13 protein-coding genes, 2 tRNA genes and 2 pseudogenes are annotated in these 15,479 nt (G+C 73.9%); 9 read left to right on the plus strand and 8 right to left on the minus strand.

Features of this window, described 5'->3' with window-relative positions; all coding sequences use genetic code 11:
• Positions 1-62 precede the first annotated feature (62 nt).
• Positions 63-995: a hypothetical protein gene (locus ET495_RS01670; RefSeq protein WP_129202101.1), complete on the plus strand. Its 933-nt coding sequence runs from the start codon at positions 63-65 to the stop codon at positions 993-995.
• 79 nt (positions 996-1,074) lie between these two features.
• Here ET495_RS01670 and ET495_RS01675 read toward each other — a convergent pair.
• Positions 1,075-3,080: pseudogene (locus ET495_RS01675) on the minus strand (M13 family metallopeptidase).
• An 81-nt stretch (positions 3,081-3,161) separates the two neighbouring features.
• Between ET495_RS01675 and ET495_RS01680 the strand changes: the two are divergent.
• Both ET495_RS01680 and ET495_RS01685 read left to right on the plus strand, forming a co-directional pair.
• The gene (locus tag ET495_RS01680) at positions 3,162-3,623 is read left to right on the plus strand and encodes a ribose-5-phosphate isomerase (RefSeq protein WP_129202103.1); all 462 of its coding nucleotides are present in this window, start codon (positions 3,162-3,164) and stop codon (positions 3,621-3,623) included.
• A gap of 22 nt (positions 3,624-3,645) precedes the next feature.
• Entirely contained in the window at positions 3,646-4,713 is a 1,068-nt protein-coding gene (locus ET495_RS01685; protein WP_129202105.1) for an Fpg/Nei family DNA glycosylase, read from the plus strand.
• A 12-nt stretch (positions 4,714-4,725) separates the two neighbouring features.
• Here ET495_RS01685 and ET495_RS01690 read toward each other — a convergent pair whose 3' ends face one another.
• Both ET495_RS01690 and ET495_RS01695 read right to left on the minus strand, forming a co-directional pair.
• Entirely contained in the window at positions 4,726-5,172 is a 447-nt protein-coding gene (locus tag ET495_RS01690; RefSeq protein ID WP_129202107.1) for a hypothetical protein, read from the minus strand.
• 96 nt (positions 5,173-5,268) lie between these two features.
• Positions 5,269-6,576, minus strand: coding sequence for a GNAT family N-acetyltransferase (locus ET495_RS01695; protein ID WP_129202109.1), 1,308 nt, complete (start codon positions 6,574-6,576; stop codon positions 5,269-5,271).
• A 157-nt stretch (positions 6,577-6,733) separates the two neighbouring features.
• Here ET495_RS01695 and ET495_RS19310 point away from each other — a divergent pair, with 157 nt between their 5' ends.
• Entirely contained in the window at positions 6,734-7,234 is a 501-nt protein-coding gene (locus ET495_RS19310) for an MGMT family protein (protein WP_129202111.1), read from the plus strand.
• 23 nt (positions 7,235-7,257) lie between these two features.
• Here the strand turns inward: ET495_RS19310 and ET495_RS01705 are convergent.
• Positions 7,258-8,375: pseudogene (locus tag ET495_RS01705) on the minus strand (LLM class F420-dependent oxidoreductase).
• A 112-nt stretch (positions 8,376-8,487) separates the two neighbouring features.
• On the opposite strand from ET495_RS01705, the gene ET495_RS01710 reads away from it, so the two are divergent.
• On the plus strand, positions 8,488-8,886 hold the full coding sequence (locus tag ET495_RS01710) for an MmcQ/YjbR family DNA-binding protein (protein ID WP_129202113.1): 399 nt from the start codon (positions 8,488-8,490) through the stop codon (positions 8,884-8,886).
• A gap of 72 nt (positions 8,887-8,958) precedes the next feature.
• On the opposite strand, the gene epsC is transcribed toward ET495_RS01710, so the two are convergent.
• Positions 8,959-9,633 (minus strand): serine O-acetyltransferase EpsC, encoded by a 675-nt coding sequence (epsC, locus tag ET495_RS01715; protein ID WP_129202115.1) that lies wholly within the window; start codon positions 9,631-9,633, stop codon positions 8,959-8,961.
• A 1-nt stretch (position 9,634) separates the two neighbouring features.
• Positions 9,635-10,570 carry a cysteine synthase A gene (gene cysK, locus ET495_RS01720; protein ID WP_129202117.1) on the minus strand — a complete coding sequence of 312 codons (936 nt, stop codon included), beginning with the start codon at positions 10,568-10,570 and terminating at the stop codon, positions 9,635-9,637.
• A 488-nt stretch (positions 10,571-11,058) separates the two neighbouring features.
• Here cysK and ET495_RS01725 point away from each other — a divergent pair, with 488 nt between their 5' ends.
• Positions 11,059-12,207 carry a glycerol dehydrogenase gene (locus tag ET495_RS01725; protein ID WP_129202119.1) on the plus strand — a complete coding sequence of 383 codons (1,149 nt, stop codon included), beginning with the start codon at positions 11,059-11,061 and terminating at the stop codon, positions 12,205-12,207.
• A 98-nt stretch (positions 12,208-12,305) separates the two neighbouring features.
• On the opposite strand, the gene ET495_RS01730 is transcribed toward ET495_RS01725, so the two are convergent.
• A tRNA-Gly gene (locus tag ET495_RS01730) sits at positions 12,306-12,376 on the minus strand.
• A gap of 100 nt (positions 12,377-12,476) precedes the next feature.
• Between ET495_RS01730 and ET495_RS01735 the strand changes: the two genes are divergently transcribed.
• Positions 12,477-12,550 (plus strand) — tRNA-Pro (locus ET495_RS01735).
• 230 nt (positions 12,551-12,780) lie between these two features.
• Here the strand turns inward: ET495_RS01735 and ET495_RS01740 are convergent.
• Positions 12,781-13,542: an IclR family transcriptional regulator gene (locus tag ET495_RS01740; RefSeq protein WP_129202121.1), complete on the minus strand. Its 762-nt coding sequence runs from the start codon at positions 13,540-13,542 to the stop codon at positions 12,781-12,783.
• Between the two features lie 127 nt (positions 13,543-13,669).
• On the opposite strand from ET495_RS01740, the gene ET495_RS01745 reads away from it, so the two are divergent.
• Both ET495_RS01745 and ET495_RS01750 read left to right on the plus strand, forming a co-directional pair.
• A complete protein-coding gene (locus ET495_RS01745; RefSeq protein WP_129202123.1) occupies positions 13,670-14,455 on the plus strand; it encodes a 2-keto-4-pentenoate hydratase in 786 nt (261 codons plus the stop codon).
• A 61-nt stretch (positions 14,456-14,516) separates the two neighbouring features.
• Positions 14,517-15,479: an acetaldehyde dehydrogenase (acetylating) gene (locus tag ET495_RS01750; RefSeq protein WP_129202125.1), complete on the plus strand. Its 963-nt coding sequence runs from the start codon at positions 14,517-14,519 to the stop codon at positions 15,477-15,479.

The following is a 15,479-nucleotide window of genomic DNA, read 5'->3' on the forward strand; positions in this document are numbered from 1 at the left end:
CGGCAGCGTCGCCCGCCCCCGCGGTGCCGCCTGCCCCGCCCGCGACGGCGCAGCCCGCCGTCGTGCAACGTGTCTCCGCGATGCGCCGGATGCCGCGCTCGGCCGACCCCGCGTCCCCGTTCGCGGCCGCCGCGCCGCTCTCCGCCCGCCCGCTTCCTGGACGGGGCATCCCGCTCCAGCAGGCCGTGCCGCCGCCCACAGCCCCCGGCGCGGCCCCGGCCGGTGCGCCCCAACCGACCCAGCCGGCCCTGCCACCCCCGCCGCCGCCGGCGACCCCTGCCTCGTACACGCCTCAGGGCTACCCGCTCTCCGGCGCTCCCGCGCCAGGCGCGTACGCGCCGCAGGCCACGTCCACGCCGCCGGCGGCGCCCGCGCAGTACCTGCCGGCCACCTCCCCGGAGCAGTACGCCCGGCCCGGCGAGGCCCCCGGCACGCCCGCGCCGAGGGACGCGCGCCGCCGACGTCGCGTCTCCCCGGGGTGGATCGCGTTCGGTGTGGTCGCCGTCGTGCTGGTCGGCGCCGTCACCGCCGTCGCGTGGAACCTGCTCTCAGCGCCCGTCCAGCGGCTGGAGTCCGACAGCCCCGCGACGGCACAGCCGCTGGAGACTCCCTCGGACGCGGCGAGCGAGGACGCTGCGGCACCGGTGCTGGACGCCTTCGCCTCTCCCACGGGCAACATCTCCTGCGAGATCACGCAGGACGCCGCGACCTGCTCGATCGCGCAGCTCAACCAGCAGCCCGCCCCGGTCGACACGTGCGACGGAACGGTGGGCTACCGCGTGACGATCGACGCGGCGGGGAAGGTCACGATCCCGTGCGTCCCGGCCGGGCGGCAGCCGCAGCCCGCGTCGGCCGACCTGCGCACGCTGGACTACGGGCAGTCGGTGACGCGGGGGCAGTTCACGTGCACCAGCGAGCAGAGCGGCATGCAGTGCCGCGACGACACGACGGGCATGGGCTTCTCGCTGGCCCGCGCAGGCATCGGCACCTACTGACGGGCCCGTTCGGGCGCCGAGCGCCCCGCCCACGAGCGAGGCGGTGCCCCCACCGAGTGGGGGCACCGCCTCGCTTCGTTCACCAGATGCGGACGCGGGCCTCCGGGGCGAGCCAGAGGGCGTCGCCCTCACGGACGCCGTACGTCGCGTGGAACTCGTCGATGTTGCGCACCACGCCGTTGCAGCGGAACTCGTTGGGGGAGTGCGGGTCCGTCGCGATGCGCCGCACCACCTCCTCGTCGCGGCCCTTCGACTGCCACACCTGCGCCCAGCCGAGGAAGATGCGCTCCAGGCCCGTCAGGCCGTCGACCACCGGCGCCTCGTCGAGCGAGGTGCCCAGGGCGATCCGGTACGCCTTGATCGCGATCGACAGCCCGCCCAGGTCGCCGATGTTCTCGCCGATCGTCAGGCTTCCGTTGACGTGCGCGCCGTCGGCGCCGAGCTGGTCGGGCACGAAGGCGTCGTACTGGGCGATGAGGGCGCCCGTGCGCTTCTCGAACTCCGCGCGGTCCTCGGCCGTCCACCAGTCCTCGAGACGCCCGTCGCCGTCGTACTTGGAGCCCTGGTCGTCGAAGCCGTGCCCGATCTCGTGCCCGATGACGCCGCCGATGCCGCCGTAGTTCACGGCGTCGTCGGCGTCGGGGTCGAAGAACGGAGGCTGGAGGATCGCCGCGGGGAAGACGATCTCGTTCATGCCCGGGTTGTAGTAGGCGTTGACGGTCTGCGGCGTCATGAACCACTCGTCACGGTCGAGCGGCTTGCCGACCTTGCCCAGCTCGCGGTCGAGGTCGAACGCGTTGGAGCGGCGCACGTTGCCCACGAGGTCGCCGGGCTCGACGACCAGCGCCGCGTAGTCGCGCCACCGGGCCGGGTAGCCGATCTTGGGCGTGAACTTCTCCAGCTTGGCCAGCGCCTTGGTCTTCGTCTCCGCCGTCATCCAGGTCAGCGCCTGGATCGACTCGCGGTAGGCGGCCACGAGGTTGGCCACGAGCACGTCCATGCGCTCCTTGTGCGACGGCGGGAAGTGCCGCGCCACGTACTGCTCGCCCACGGCCTCGCCCAGCGCGCCCTCGACGAGCGAGACGCCGCGCTTCCAGCGTTCGCGCACCTCCTGCGCGCCCGAGAGCGTGCGCCCGTAGAAGTCGAAGTTCGCCTCGACCAGCTCGTCCGTCAGGTACGGCGCCCGCGCCGTGACCAGCCGGTAGGCGGCCCACAGCTTCCAGTCCGCGAGCGGCTCCGACTGCCACGACGCGGCCAGACCCTCGGCGTACGAGGGCTCGCGCACCACGAGCGCGTCGTGCGCGCCCTCGGGCACACCGAGCGCGGCCGCCCACTCGCGCCACTCGAAACCGGGCGCCCGCTGCGCCAGGTCGGCGAGCGTCGTCGGGTTGTAGGTGAGCGTCGCGTCGCGGTCCTTGACGACGTCCCAGTGGTGGGCCGCCAGCTTCGTCTCCAGGGCGACGACGCGCGCGGCGGCGTCGTCGGCGTCGAGGCCCGGCATGCCGAGCGCCACGCCGGCCCCGCCGAGCGTGAGCATGCGCGCGACGTGCGGCGCGTACTGCTCCCGGACCGGGGCGTACTGCTCCTCGCGGTAGTACGCCTCGTCGGGCAGGCCGAGCCCCGACTGGTACAGGTACACGCGGTATTGCTCGGGGTCCTTGGCGTCGTTGTCCACGTAGAGCCCGACGGCGCCGCCGCCACCGGTGCGCTGAAGGGTGCCGAGCACGTCCGCGAGGCCGGCCGGCGTCGTCGCCGCGCCGATGAGGGCCAGCTCGTCGGCCAGGGGGACGTGCCGAGCGCGGCGATGCGCTCGGTGTCCATGAAGGACGAGTACAGCGTGCCGATCTTGGCCGCGGTGCTGCCCGGCTCGGTGTCGGCGGACGCCAGGTCCGTGATGATCGCGCGCACGCGCTCCTCGGACAGGTCGTGCAGGGCGCGGAACGCCCCGTCCATCGCGCGGTCGGCGGGGATGACGTGGGTGGCGAGCCACCGGCCGTTGACGTGCCGGTACAGGTCGTCCTGCGGACGGGTCGAGGGGTCCAGGGCGTCGAGGTCGATGCCGGACCTCAGGGCTTCGGTCGTCATGCGCCCACCCTACGGGCGCGCCCGCGCCTGGCATGCGCCCTGCGCGCGTGCCCGCCTCGTGGTCTGCGCCAGAATGGCGCCATGCGTCTACACATCGGCACCGATCACGCCGGCTTCGAGCTCAAGAACCACCTCGTCGAGCACCTGCGCGCGGAGGGTCACGACGTCGTCGACCACGGCGCCCACGTCTACGACGCGCAGGACGACTACCCGGCGTTCTGCATCTCCGCGGCCGAGGCGGTCATCGCGGAGCCCGGTTCGCTCGGCATCGTGATCGGCGGGTCGGGCAACGGCGAGCAGCTCGCAGCCAACCGCGTGACCGGCGTCCGCGCGATCCTCGCGTGGTCGCTCGAGACGGCGCGGCTCGGCCGCCAGCACAACGACGCCAACGTCGTCGCCGTCGGCGGGCGCATGCACACGGTCGAGCAGGCGACGGCGATCGTCGACGCGTTCGTCGCCGAGCCGTTCAGCGGCGACGCCCGCCACCAGCGGCGCATCGACGCGATGTCGGCGTACGAGGCCGCCCGGTCCGCCCGCGCCTGACGCGCCGGGAGGTCGGCCGCGCGTGCCCGAGGGCCACACCGTCCACCGCCTCGCGCGGATGCTCGCCGAGCTGTTCGGCGGCCAGGCGCTCGCCGTGACCAGCCCGCAAGGGCGGTTCGCGGCGGGCGCCGCGCTCGTGTCCGGTCGCGTGCTGGTGGCGAGCGAGGCATGGGGCAAGCAGCTCTTCCTGGGGTTCGGGCCGGTGCCCGGCGGGGGAGCGGCCGTCGCCGCGCGGCCGCCCGAGGGGCCCGACCGCGAGGGCGGGGCGCCCCACGACGGCGCCGCCGACCTGTGGCTGCGCGTCCACCTCGGCCTCTACGGCGCGTGGACGTTCGCGACGGACGGCACGGCCGCCGTCGTCCACGCGATCGGCGCGCCGCGCCGGCGGGTCGGCGACCGGGAGTCCGCCCCCGAACCGCCCGCCTCGCCAACGCGGCCGTGCGAGCCCGGCAGCGCCGCCTGGGCGGTGCCCGAGCCGCGGGGCGCCGTGCGGGCGCGGCTGCTGGGCGCGCACGCCGTCGCGGACCTGACCGGGCCGAGCGCCTGCGAGGTCGTCACCGCCGAGCAGAAGGCGGCCGTGGAGGCGCAGCTCGGACCCGACCCGCTGCGGCCCGACGGGGGTCGTGGCTCGCTCGCCGCGGCACGCGCGGCGTTCGTCGACGCGGTGCGCGGCTCACGCGTCGCCGTCGGCCAGCAGCTCCTGTCGCAGGGCGTCGTCGCGGGCGTCGGGAACATCTACCGGGCCGAGGCGCTCTTCCGGGCGCGCCTGGACCCGCTGCGCCCCGGCCGCGACGTCGACGCCGGCACGCTCGGCGCACTGTGGGACGACCTCGTCGGCCTCATGCACGACGGCGCCGCGACCGGAGCGATCGTCACGACCCGCCCCCAGGACCGCACCGTCATGGCCCCGGACCCGGGCCGCCGTCGGACGCGCCAGAACACCGACGGCACGCCGGGCGCCGTCCCGGCCGACGCGGCGTTCTACGTCTACCACCGCGACGGACTGCCGTGCCGCCTCTGCCGCACCCCGGTGCTGACCCGGCAGGTCGCCGGGCGCACGCTCTACTGGTGCGGCACCTGCCAGCGGTGACGGGCCAGGCCGTCAGCCGATGGTCACCTCTCGGGTCGCGCCGCTCAGGGCGAGGTCGCGCGGCTCGATGAGCGTCGCGAGGATCGCGTGGTCGCCGGGCGAGAGGTGGGCCAGCGCCGCCTCGACCCTGTCCCGGCCGATCGCCTGCAGCGCCTGGCTGGTCAGACCCAGGTAGGCGAGGCCGCCGGCCGCGCCCAGGAGCGGCGCCGTCAGCGCCAGCGCCACCAGGTTCCCCGTGAGCTTCTTCGCGCCCATCGCCGGTGCCATGACGTGCTCGACCGAGGTCGTCGTGAACCGCTCGGCGTCGGCGTCCCAGCCGATCAGGTAGGCGGAGCTCACGTTGGAGGTGCGGTGACGCGTCTGTGCCCCGAGCTCGTGCGCCGCAGTCACTGCCGAGGCTTCGTCGGGAAACACCCACAGTCGCAGGGTGTCCTCCGCCAGGTCGTCGAGATCGTCCATCGCCAGCCTCCCCTGTGCTGATGCCGTTACGGCATGGGCTCCATCGCCGTCCTCCACGCTATCGGCAGGGACGACACGGCGCCGTGCGGACGGCGCTTAGAAGAACCATGACGCCCCCGGAGCGACGGGCCAGCCGAACGCCGTGCCCACCCGGGCCAGCGCCCCGGGCGTCCGCTCGGTCACGAGCCCGGCGGTGGCGAGCGCGGCCAGCGACCCGGCGCCCAGGTACACCGACCCGAGCTCGCGCACGTCCAGCTCAAGGTCCGGCGGAGCCTGCGTCGGCTCGCACGTCGCCGGGCCGAACGCGGCCCCGCGCACGTGCCACGCCCCCTCGTTGTGGGGCAGCCTCCTGTCGTGCACGCCGATCACGGCATCGACGTCGGCCGCGTACCGGCGTCCGCCGAGCGCCGTCCGCACGTCGACCAGCCGCACCCACAGGTTGTCGACGAGCCGCGGCCGTGCGGCGCGGCGGTCGGCCAGCAGGCTCAGCACGACGTCGTCGGCCGGGAGCAGGTACGGCAGAACCTCTCCGGCGAGGTCGAGCTCCAGCAGCACCCCCCACAGGGCGCGCGCCGCGGCGGCGTCGAGCGCCACGGCCTCGCCCACCTGGACCGGGCCCTGGACGCCGTCGGCGTCCCACACGATCTTGCGGCGGAACGTCGCGTACCCGCGCGGTTCGCCGTCCAGCTCGACGACGACGATGCGGCGCGTCTCGAACCCGCCCCGCAGGTGCTCCGGGTCGTCCCACCACAGGTCCTGCATGGGGAGCGTCTCGCGCTCGGCCCACCCGGGGCGGTTGAGGCCGGCGACGACGTCGTCGCCCGCGGCGGCGTGCAGGCGCGCGACCATGTCGCCGTGGCGCTCCTGCGAGGCGTGCTCCAGGCGGACCGTGTGCCGGTCGGCCCCCGGGACGTCCAGCAGGCGTGCACCGCGCGGGATCTGCAGGCGGACGTCGTCGCAGCCCCGGCCGTAGCCGTAGCGCCCGTAGAGCGGGTACTCCGACGCGTACAGCACCGACAGCGCCTCGTTGCGCGCGAGGCAGGCGGCGAAGTGGTGGTCGATCATCGCCGACGCCAGCCCGCGACGTCGGTGCTGCGGGTGGACGCCGACCCAGCTCAGGCCCGCGCTCGCCAGGCGTGCCCCTGGCACGGGGAAGCGCGCGAACGGGAACGACGTGTGCTGCGCGGCGAGCCCGTCCTCGACGCCGCCGGGGCCGACGATCCCGACGGTCCGCTCCCACGTCAGGGGGTTCGCCTCGGAGGCGTGCTCGTCGGTCGACGCCCCCAGGGGGAAGACCCACGTGTCGAGGTCGGCGACGTCGCGCCAGCGGCGGTCGTCGAGCGGGACGAACCGGTAGCCGTCGGGCAGGGGGCGGGGGACGAAGGCAGGGGAGGCGGGTCTCACGTCACGATCGTGCCTGGGGTCCCAGCCGAGCGCGAGGCGGCCGCCCGTTCGCGCCCGCACGCGTTCGCACCCGTGCGGTTCTGGACGTCCCGGTGCGTCCTGACCGGTCCGACCCGCCTGGGCGCCGCCTGGTCGCCGCGCGGGCTACGCTCGCCCGGTGGTCAGTGCGTCCGTCCCTGCGACCGACGGCGCTGCCTCGCGTCCCGACGGCGCCGAGGAGTACGCCGCCGCGGTCCTGGCGCTGGTGCGGCAGATCCCGCCCGGCCGGGCCATGACCTACGGGCTGATCGCGGAGATCGTGGGCGAGACGCTGCACCGCGGCGGACCGCGCCAGGTGGGGCAGGTGATGGCGGGCTCGGGGGACCGGTACGCGCACCTGGTGCCGGACGGCGCCGCCGTCGTCGGCCCCGCCCAGGACAACCACGACGTGCCGTGGTGGCGTGTGGTCAACGCGTCGGGCGCCCCGCCGGCCCGCCACGTGACGGCGGCGCTGGACGCCCTGCGCGCCGAGGCCACGCCGCTGACCCGCGACGGACGCCGCGTAGCGCTGGCGCGCGCGATCTGGTTCCCCCGGCCGGGCCGGCGGACGACGACCCCGGCCACCCCGGGAGCGCCTCGCGCCACTGACCTCGCGCGCCGCCGGGACGTGACGGCGTGACGGCGTGACGGCGTGACGGCGGGTCAGACGTGGTGGGGTGCGACGCGGGCCAGGAGGGCCCCGGTGCGGGAACGGAGGGTCGACAGGCCCGTGCCACCGCCGGACTGCGACGCCGCCAGCACGGTCAGCATCGACGACGGGTCGCCCTGGAGCAGCATCGTCGTCACCGCCGTGGACTCCCACCGGGTCAGGTCGTCACGGATCTTGTCGGCCGGGCCGACCAGCGCGATCTCCTCGATCAGGGCGAGCGGCACCTTCCGCGCGGCTTCCGCCTTGCGGCCCTCGAGGTAGAGCGCCTGCACCTCGTCGAGCGCGTCGCCGTACCCGAGCCGGTCGAGCGACGCCTTGTGGAAGTTGGCCTCCTTGGCGCCCATCCCGCCCGCGTAGAGCGCCACGTGGGGCCGCAGCACGTCCGCGGCGGTCTCGACGTCGTCGCGCACCACCACGGGCACCGTGGCCAGCACCTCGAACCCCGACGACGGCGACCGCGCACCGCTGCGTTCCGCGAACCCCTCGGCGAGCAGTGCGCGGAAGTGATCGTCCATGCGCGGGGAGTAGAACCCGGCCAGCCAGCCGTCGGCGATCTGTGCCGCGAGCGCGACGTTGCGCGGGCCCTGCGCGGCCAGGATGATCGGGATCTCGTGCCGCAGCGGGTGCACGGTGGGCTTGAGCGCCTTGCCGAGCCCGGTCGCCCCGGGCGCGTCGGCGGGCAGCGGCAGGCGGAAGAACTCGCCGTCGAGGGTCACGGGGCGCTCGCGGGCGATGACCTGCCGGACGACGTCGACGAACTCGCGGGTGCGGGCCAGCGGTTTGCGGAACGGCTGCCCGTACCAGCCCTCGACCACCTGCGGGCCGGACGCGCCGAGCCCGAGCACGAACCTCCCGCCCGACAGATGGTCGAGCGTGAGGGCCTGCATCGCGGTGGCGGTGGGCGTGCGGGCCGCCATCTGGGCGATGCCGGTACCGAGCCGAACCTTCCGCGTCCGTGAGCCCCACCAGGCGAGCGGCGTGAACGCGTCGGAGCCGTAGGCCTCCGCCGTCCACACCGAGTCGAGGCCGAGGGCCTCGCCCGCGACGATCGCGCCGATGACGCCCTTCGGGGGCGGCGGGACCAGTAGCCCGTCTGGATGCCGATGCGCACGGGGTTCTCCTCGTCGAGAGCGGGTGGTGTCGCGCGGTTCCCCGAACCGGGCGTCGCATGTAACGCAGGTCACACCCTATCCGACGCGCGGCCCGCGACGTACGGTCGTGCCGTGGCCACGTTCGACGACGTCGCTCGGCTCGCCGCGCAGCTGCCCGCCGTCACGCAGGCCGTGCGCGGCGGGCACCGGCCCGGACTCGCCTGGAGCGTGGAGGGCAAGGTCTTCGCGTGGGAACGGGCCTTCAGCAAGGCCGACGTCACGCGCTACGGCAGCGACCCCGTGCCGGGCGGGCCGATCCTGGCCCTCGTCGTCGAGGACCTGGCGGAGAAGGCGGCCGTGCTCGACGCGGGCCGACCCGGGTTCTTCACCATCCCGCACTTCGCCGGATATGCGGCGGTGCTCGTCCAGCTCGACGCCGCCGACGACGGCGACCTGCGCGACGCGCTCACGGACGCCTGGCTCGCGGTCGCGCCCGACGGGCTCGCGAAGGCGTACGTCGCCGGCCGGTGAGCCGCCCACGGCACGCGGCCTTCCCCGGTCCGGCCGGGTTCGCGGCGCCCGGAACCGGGCGCCGCGCCCGGCTCAGATCATGTACTCGATGAGCAGCGCCGGGTCCTCGTGCCGGTCGCGCTCGGACGGCGGCGCGTGCGGGAACCGCACCTGCGCCGGCACACCGAGAGCCACCGCGCCCGCCGGCACGTCCTTGACGACGACGGCGTTGGCGCCCACCTGCACGTCGTCCCCGAGCACGATGGGCCCGAGCACCTTGGCACCCGCACCGATCATGACGCGGTCGCCGAGCGTGGGGTGCCGCTTGCCACGCGTCATCGACCGCCCGCCCAGGGTCGAGCCGTGGAACAGGATGCAGTCGTCGCCGATCACGGCCGTCTGGCCGACGACCACGCCCATGCCGTGGTCGATGAACAGCCGCCGCCCGATGACGGCCCCGGGGTGGATCTCGATGCCGGTGAAGAAGCGCGTGGCCTGCGAGACGAGACGGGCCGGCAGCCGCCACCCGGCGTGCCACAGGCGGTGCGAGACCCGATGCACCCACAGTGCGTGGACGCCGGGGTAGGCGAGCGCGACCTCCAGGCGGGTGCGGGCGGCCGGGTCGTGCGCGTGGGCGGCGTCGAGATCCTCCAGGAGGATCTCGATCAGGTGGCGCAGGCCCGGGCGGTGGCCGGGGTGCTGGGCGTGCTGGCGCTCGTCCTCGTCCCCGGCCACCGTCTGGGCCCGCACCGCGCGAAGGTCGGTCACGTCAGTCCATCAGGTCCGCGTACAGCACGGTCGACAGGTAGCGCTCACCGAAGTCCGGCACGATCGCGACGATCGTCTTGCCGGCGTACTCGGGCCGCCCCGCGAGCTGCACCGCCGCGGCCAGCGCGGCGCCGGACGAGATGCCGACGAGCAGGCCCTCCTCCTTGGCGGCGCGGCGCGCGAACACCAGGGCCGTGTCGGCGTCGACGTCGATGACCTCGTCGTAGATGCTCGTGTCGAGGATCTCGGGCACGAAGTTGGCGCCGATGCCCTGGATCTTGTGCGGGCCGGGGGCGCCGCCGTTGAGGATCGGGGACTCCTGCGGCTCGACAGCGACGAGCTTGACCTCGGGCTTGCGCTCCTTGAGCACCTGGCCGACACCGGTGATGGTGCCGCCCGTGCCGATGCCGGCGACGACGGCGTCGACGCCGCCGTCGGTGTCGGCCCAGATCTCCTCGGCCGTCGTCTTGCGGTGGATGGCCGGGTTGGCCTCGTTGGCGAACTGGCGGGCCAGGACGGCGCCGGGGCGCTCGGCCGCGATCCTCTCCGCCTCGGCCACGGCACCCTTCATGCCGTCCGCACCCGGGGTCAGCACGAGCTCGGCGCCGTAGGCGCGCAGCAGCGCCCGGCGCTCCTTCGACATCGTCTCGGGCATCGCGAGCACGACGTCGTAGCCGCGCACCGCGCCGACCCAGGCGAGCGCGATGCCGGTGTTGCCCGAGGTCGCCTCGACGATCGTGCCGCCGGGCCGGAGCGCGCCGGACTCCTCGGCCGCGTCGATGATGGAGACGCCGATGCGGTCCTTGACCGAGTTGGCCGGGTTGTAGAACTCGAGCTTGGCGAGCACCGTGGCGCCGAGGCCGTCCGTGAGCTTGTTGAGCCGGACGAGCGGCGTGCCGCCGATCAGCTTCGTCGCGTCGTCGTAGATGCGGGACATGGTCATCCTCTTCATGGGTCGTGATGCGGGGGTCGCTGGGGTTGCTGTGCGTGACGACGGGTGAGCGCCCGCCGTCGCCGCGGCCCTGAGCGCGCACGAGGCGCTCGGGTCAGGCGTGGGGCGGACGCTCTACTGACAGCTGCGACAGCGGGAACAGGTCGACGTCGGCACGTCGGACGCTGCGCGCGCTCGGAGGACGACGGCGATGCGCACTGTCGGCTCCCTCCGGGCGGGGTGGCGTCGGCGCGGGCGGCGCGACGCGGCGTCGTCGTCGGGCGATCGACGACGACTGCACCTTATGGCGTGTCAGGGCGGTGCCGCCAGAGCGTCCACCTGTGTCATACCGCGCACGGCGAGCGACACCAGGATCTCTTTGCGCCAGACGGAGACCTACGAAGCGGACGCTTGACGTGGCTGTTCGTCGGCCAACGAGGTGGTTCGCCTAAGGTCAAGCCTTGATCCCCCGATCCGACGAAGGAGTCCCCGCGATGACGACAGTTCCGATCCGCACGGTCATCAGCCCCGGTCGCTACGTACAGGCCCGCGGCGCCATGGCTCGCCTGGGAGAGTTCACCGCACCGCTCGGCAGCACGCCTCTCGTCGTCGCCGACGACACCGTGTGGGGGTTCGTCGAGGAGGCCGTCACGGCGTCGTTCGCCGCCGCCGGCCTGCCCGTCGTGCGTGAGGGCTTCGCGGGGCTCGCCACCGCGGCCGAGGTCGACCGGCTGGTCGACGTCATCAACGCCACCGGCACCGACGTCGTGCTCGGCGTCGGCGGCGGCAACACCATCGACGCGGTCAAGGCCGCCGGGCACCTCGCCGGGGTGCGCTGGGCCTCGGTGCCGACCGTCGCCTCGACCGACGCGCCGACGTCGGCGCTCTCGGTCATCTACACGCCCGACGGGGAGTTCGAGGAGTACCGGTTCTTCCCGCGCAACCCCGACCTCGTGCTGCTCGACACGCAGCTCGTCGCGAACGCCCCCGTGAAGTTCCTCGTCGCGGGCGTCGGCGACGCCCTGGCCACCTGGCTGGAGGCGCGCGCCACCGACCGCGCGCACGCGACCACGATGGCGGGCGGGCTGCCCACCGCCACGGGCACGGCGCTCGCACGACTGTCGTGGGACCTCATCTGGGAGAACGCGATCCCCGCGATCGAGGCGGTCAAGGACCACGTGGTCACGCCCGCCGTCGAGAAGCTGGTCGAGGCCAACACGCTGCTGTCCGGGCTCGGGTTCGAGTCGGGCGGCCTCGCGGCGGCGCACGCCATCCACAACGGCCTCACCGCCGCCCCGCAGACCCACGGGCTCACGCACGGCCAGAAGGTCAACATCGGCTCGGTGACACAGCTCGTGCTCGAGGGCGCGCCGCTGGCCGAGATCGAGGAGTTCGTCGTCTTCACCACGCGCGTCGGGCTGCCCAACACGCTCACCGAGGTGGGCCTCAAGGTCAGCGACGAGGCCGACCTGCGCCGCGTCGCCGAGGCGGCCACGGTCGAGGGCGAGACCATCCACAACATGCCGTTCCCGGTCACCGCCGACGACGTCTACGACGCGCTGCGGTCGATCGAGGGTCTGTCGCGGCGCATCCGGGCCGAGGCAGGACTGCCCGAGCCGGTGGCGTACGTGGCGGCGCACTGACGGTTCACAGACGGCTGTGGTCGGGGCAGTCCAGGGGGATGCCCCGGCCACAGCTCAACGCACCTGGTGAATGCACCGCGACCTGCGGTGACACTGGGAGCGGACGACGGGAATCGAACCCGCGTAATCAGTTTGGAAGACTGAGGCTCTACCATTGAGCTACGTCCGCGCGGCGCCTGGGCCGGACGCAACCCTAGCAAACGCCAGCCCGTCCACCGTGCCGGTGGCGCGCCCGTAGACTGGGGCGGCGGTCTTCTTCGTGGGACCCGCGGGGTGTGGCGCAGCTTGGTAGCGCATCTGCTTTGGGAGCAGAGGGTCGCAGGTTCGAATCCTGTCACCCCGACAATCTGATGTCTCCGGTCGTCCCGGTCCGACGACGCGCGCCCGGGTGCGAGCCGGGCTCCGGTCCCCGTGGCGCGTCGTCGAGCATGACGTGACCCGCGCGCATCGGCCGCTCCGCCGCGGCGACCGGCGCCGGGGGCCGTGTGCGAGATCACACCGTCGTTCCGTCGCGATCCGTGCGGCGCATGTCGCGGCACGCAGCGCCCGCGGGCACCGTCGCGACCGGGCGTGTCAGCGCGGGACGTGGCCGCCGTACATGCGCGAGACTCCCGCCGCGGTCGACCGGACCGCCGAGGCGACGTTCTCCAGGCGCAGCGTGGACGTGTGGCCGGCCACCGACACCGCGCCGATGACGTCGCCGCCGTAGCCGAAGATCGCCGAGGCGCAGCAGCTCGTGCCATAGGCCTGCTCCTGGCGGTCGTAGGCGGTGTTGCGCTGGGCGATGCTGTCGAGCTGCGCCGTGAGCACGGCGGCGTCGGTGATCGAGTGGCGTGTCAGCCGGGGCAGCCCGCGGGCGATCATCGCCTGCCGAACCGGTGCGGGGGAGAACGCGAGGATGGCTTTGCCGACTCCCGTGACGCTGGCCGGCAGACGTCCACCGACGCGCGAGCGAAGGGCCGGACCTGCGGAACTACGGATGATGTCGAGGTAGACGACCTCCGTCCCGTCGAGCACCGCCAGGTGCACGGTCTGGCGGGTCGCGTCGCGCAGATCGGTCAGGAAGGGTGCGGCGACGTCGCGCAGCCCGCGCTGGCGGGGCGCGCGCAGGCCGAGCTCGAACAGGCGCATCCCCAGGCAGAAGCCGCCTTGCGGCGCGCGTTCCAGGAGCCCTTCGGCCACGAGGTCGGCAACGATCCGGTGCGCGCTCGAACGCGGCAGCCCGGCACGCCGGGCGAGCTCGGCGGCAGTCAGCGCACTGTCGCGGAACGTGAACGCCGAGAGCACGGCAGCGGCGCGGGCGATGTGTGAGGTCTCCCTCGGGTCCGTGGGCATCGATATCCAGCCATGTTCCGCTCAGTGGGACAGAGACCTTGATGTTGCGCGTCCCCGATCGAAGACTCAACCCACCCCGTGGGCTTGACCTGCGGACCAGTGCCCTCCTCGACGAAGCGGAGTACAGATGTCCACCAGCGCGGAGCTCCGCCGCTCCATCGCCGACCGGCTCCTGGCCGCCTACGAGAGCCGGCAGCCGATCGACCCGATCAGCAGCGACGCGAAGCTGACCGCGGCCGACGCCTACGCGATCCAGCTCGACCAGGTCACGTCCTGGACGGGCGCGGGCCGGACCGTCGCCGGGTACAAGGTGGGGCTCACGTCCCGCGCGATGCAGCGCCAGCTCGGCGTGACCCAGCCCGACTTCGGGCACGTCATGCGCGACCAGGTCCACCTGGACCACGAGCCCCTCGACCGCGCGCGGTACATCCAGCCCAAGGTCGAGCCGGAGATCGCGTTCGTCCTCGGGTCGGACCTCGCCGGCCCGGGGGTCAACGTCGCGCAGGCGCTGCGAGCCGTCGACTTCGTGCTGCCCGCCCTGGAGCTCATCGACTCGCGCATCACCGACTGGAAGATCGGCTACGTCGACACGGTGGCCGACAACGCCTCGGGCGCGGGCGTCGTCCTCGGCTCGCGACCCGTCCGGGTGGACGCGCTGGACCTCGCGCTGTCGGGCTGCGTGCTCGAGGTGGGTGGTCTCGTCGCCGCCACGGGGGCCGGCGGCGCCGTCCTCGGGTCTCCGGTCAACGCGCTCGTGTGGCTCGCCAACACGCTCGGCGAGCGTGGGGTGACCTTCCGGGCCGGCGACGTCGTGCTCTCCGGCTCGGTCACCGCGGCCGTGACCGTCGAGGCCGGCACGGTCGCTCGCGCCCGCTTCGGCGGGATCGGCCAGGTCACCACCGTCTTCGGCTGACCGTGGGGCACCTGCGGGCGCCCCGACGACATCTTCGACCACAGCAAGGAAAGGACACCGCATGGGCACCCGAGCGATCGCCGCGATCGTCGGTCCGGGAAACATCGGCACCGACCTGTTGATCAAGCTGCTTCGCCGCTCGGAGAGCATCGAGCCGCGCTACATGGTCGGCGTCGACCCGGCGTCCGAGGGCCTGGCCCGGGCGCGACGGCTCGGCCTGGAGGCGAGCCACGAGGGCGTGGACTGGCTGCTCGCGCAGGACGACGCGCCGGACATCGTGTTCGAGGCGACGGCCGCGCGCGCACACCTGGCCAACGCCCCCCGGTACGCCGAGCGCGGCATGATGGCCGTCGACCTGACGCCTGCGGCGATCGGCCCCTACTGCGTCCCGGCGGTCAACCTCTCCTCGCACCTCGACGCGTCGAACCTCAACATGGTCACGTGCGGCGGGCAGGCGACCGTGCCGATCGTCGCAGCCGTCAACCAGGTCACGCCCGTGTCGTACGGCGAGATCGTCGCCTCGCTCGCATCGCTGTCCGCCGGCCCCGGGACGCGCGCCAACATCGACGAGTTCACCGAGACCACCTCGGACGCGATCGTCAAGGTCGGCGGCGCGACGCGCGGCAAGGCCGTCATCGTCCTCAACCCGGCCGAGCCGCCCATGAACATGCACAACACCGTGTTCTGCGCGATCTCCGCCGACGCCGCCGCCGACGCCGCGACGCGTGACGCCATCACCGCGTCGGTGCACCGGATGGTCGAGTCCGTGCGCGAGTACGTGCCGGGGTACGTGCTGCGCACCGAGCCGCAGTTCGAGCCGGCGCAGGACGGCTGGAGCGGCCTGGGCCGCGTCTCGGTCTTCCTCGAGGTCACCGGCCGGGGCGACTACCTGCCGGACTACGCCGGCAACCTCGACATCATCACGTCGGCGGCCGCCCGGGTGGGCGAGCTCATCGCCCGGCGCCGGATCATCCCCGCCCGCGACGGGCAGACCGTCGCGGCCGACACCACGGCAGGTGCGTGA

Source organism: Xylanimonas allomyrinae, from assembly GCF_004135345.1.
Taxonomy (GTDB): Bacteria; Actinomycetota; Actinomycetes; order Actinomycetales; family Cellulomonadaceae; genus Xylanimonas; species Xylanimonas allomyrinae.

Bases quoted from the DNA above. Each gene is read 5' to 3' on its own strand.
- ET495_RS01680 (WP_129202103.1), top strand. From the start codon at position 3,162: ATGCGTCTACACATCGGCACCGATCACGCCGGCTTCGAGCTCAAGAAC.
- ET495_RS01690 (WP_129202107.1), bottom strand. From the start codon at position 5,172: ATGGACGATCTCGACGACCTGGCGGAGGACACCCTGCGACTGTGGGTG.
- cysK (WP_129202117.1), bottom strand. From the start codon at position 10,570: ATGTCCCGCATCTACGACGACGCGACGAAGCTGATCGGCGGCACGCCG.
- ET495_RS01725 (WP_129202119.1), top strand. From the start codon at position 11,059: ATGACGACAGTTCCGATCCGCACGGTCATCAGCCCCGGTCGCTACGTA.
- ET495_RS01740 (WP_129202121.1), bottom strand. From the start codon at position 13,542: ATGCCCACGGACCCGAGGGAGACCTCACACATCGCCCGCGCCGCTGCC.
- ET495_RS01745 (WP_129202123.1), top strand. From the start codon at position 13,670: ATGTCCACCAGCGCGGAGCTCCGCCGCTCCATCGCCGACCGGCTCCTG.
- ET495_RS01750 (WP_129202125.1), top strand. From the start codon at position 14,517: ATGGGCACCCGAGCGATCGCCGCGATCGTCGGTCCGGGAAACATCGGC.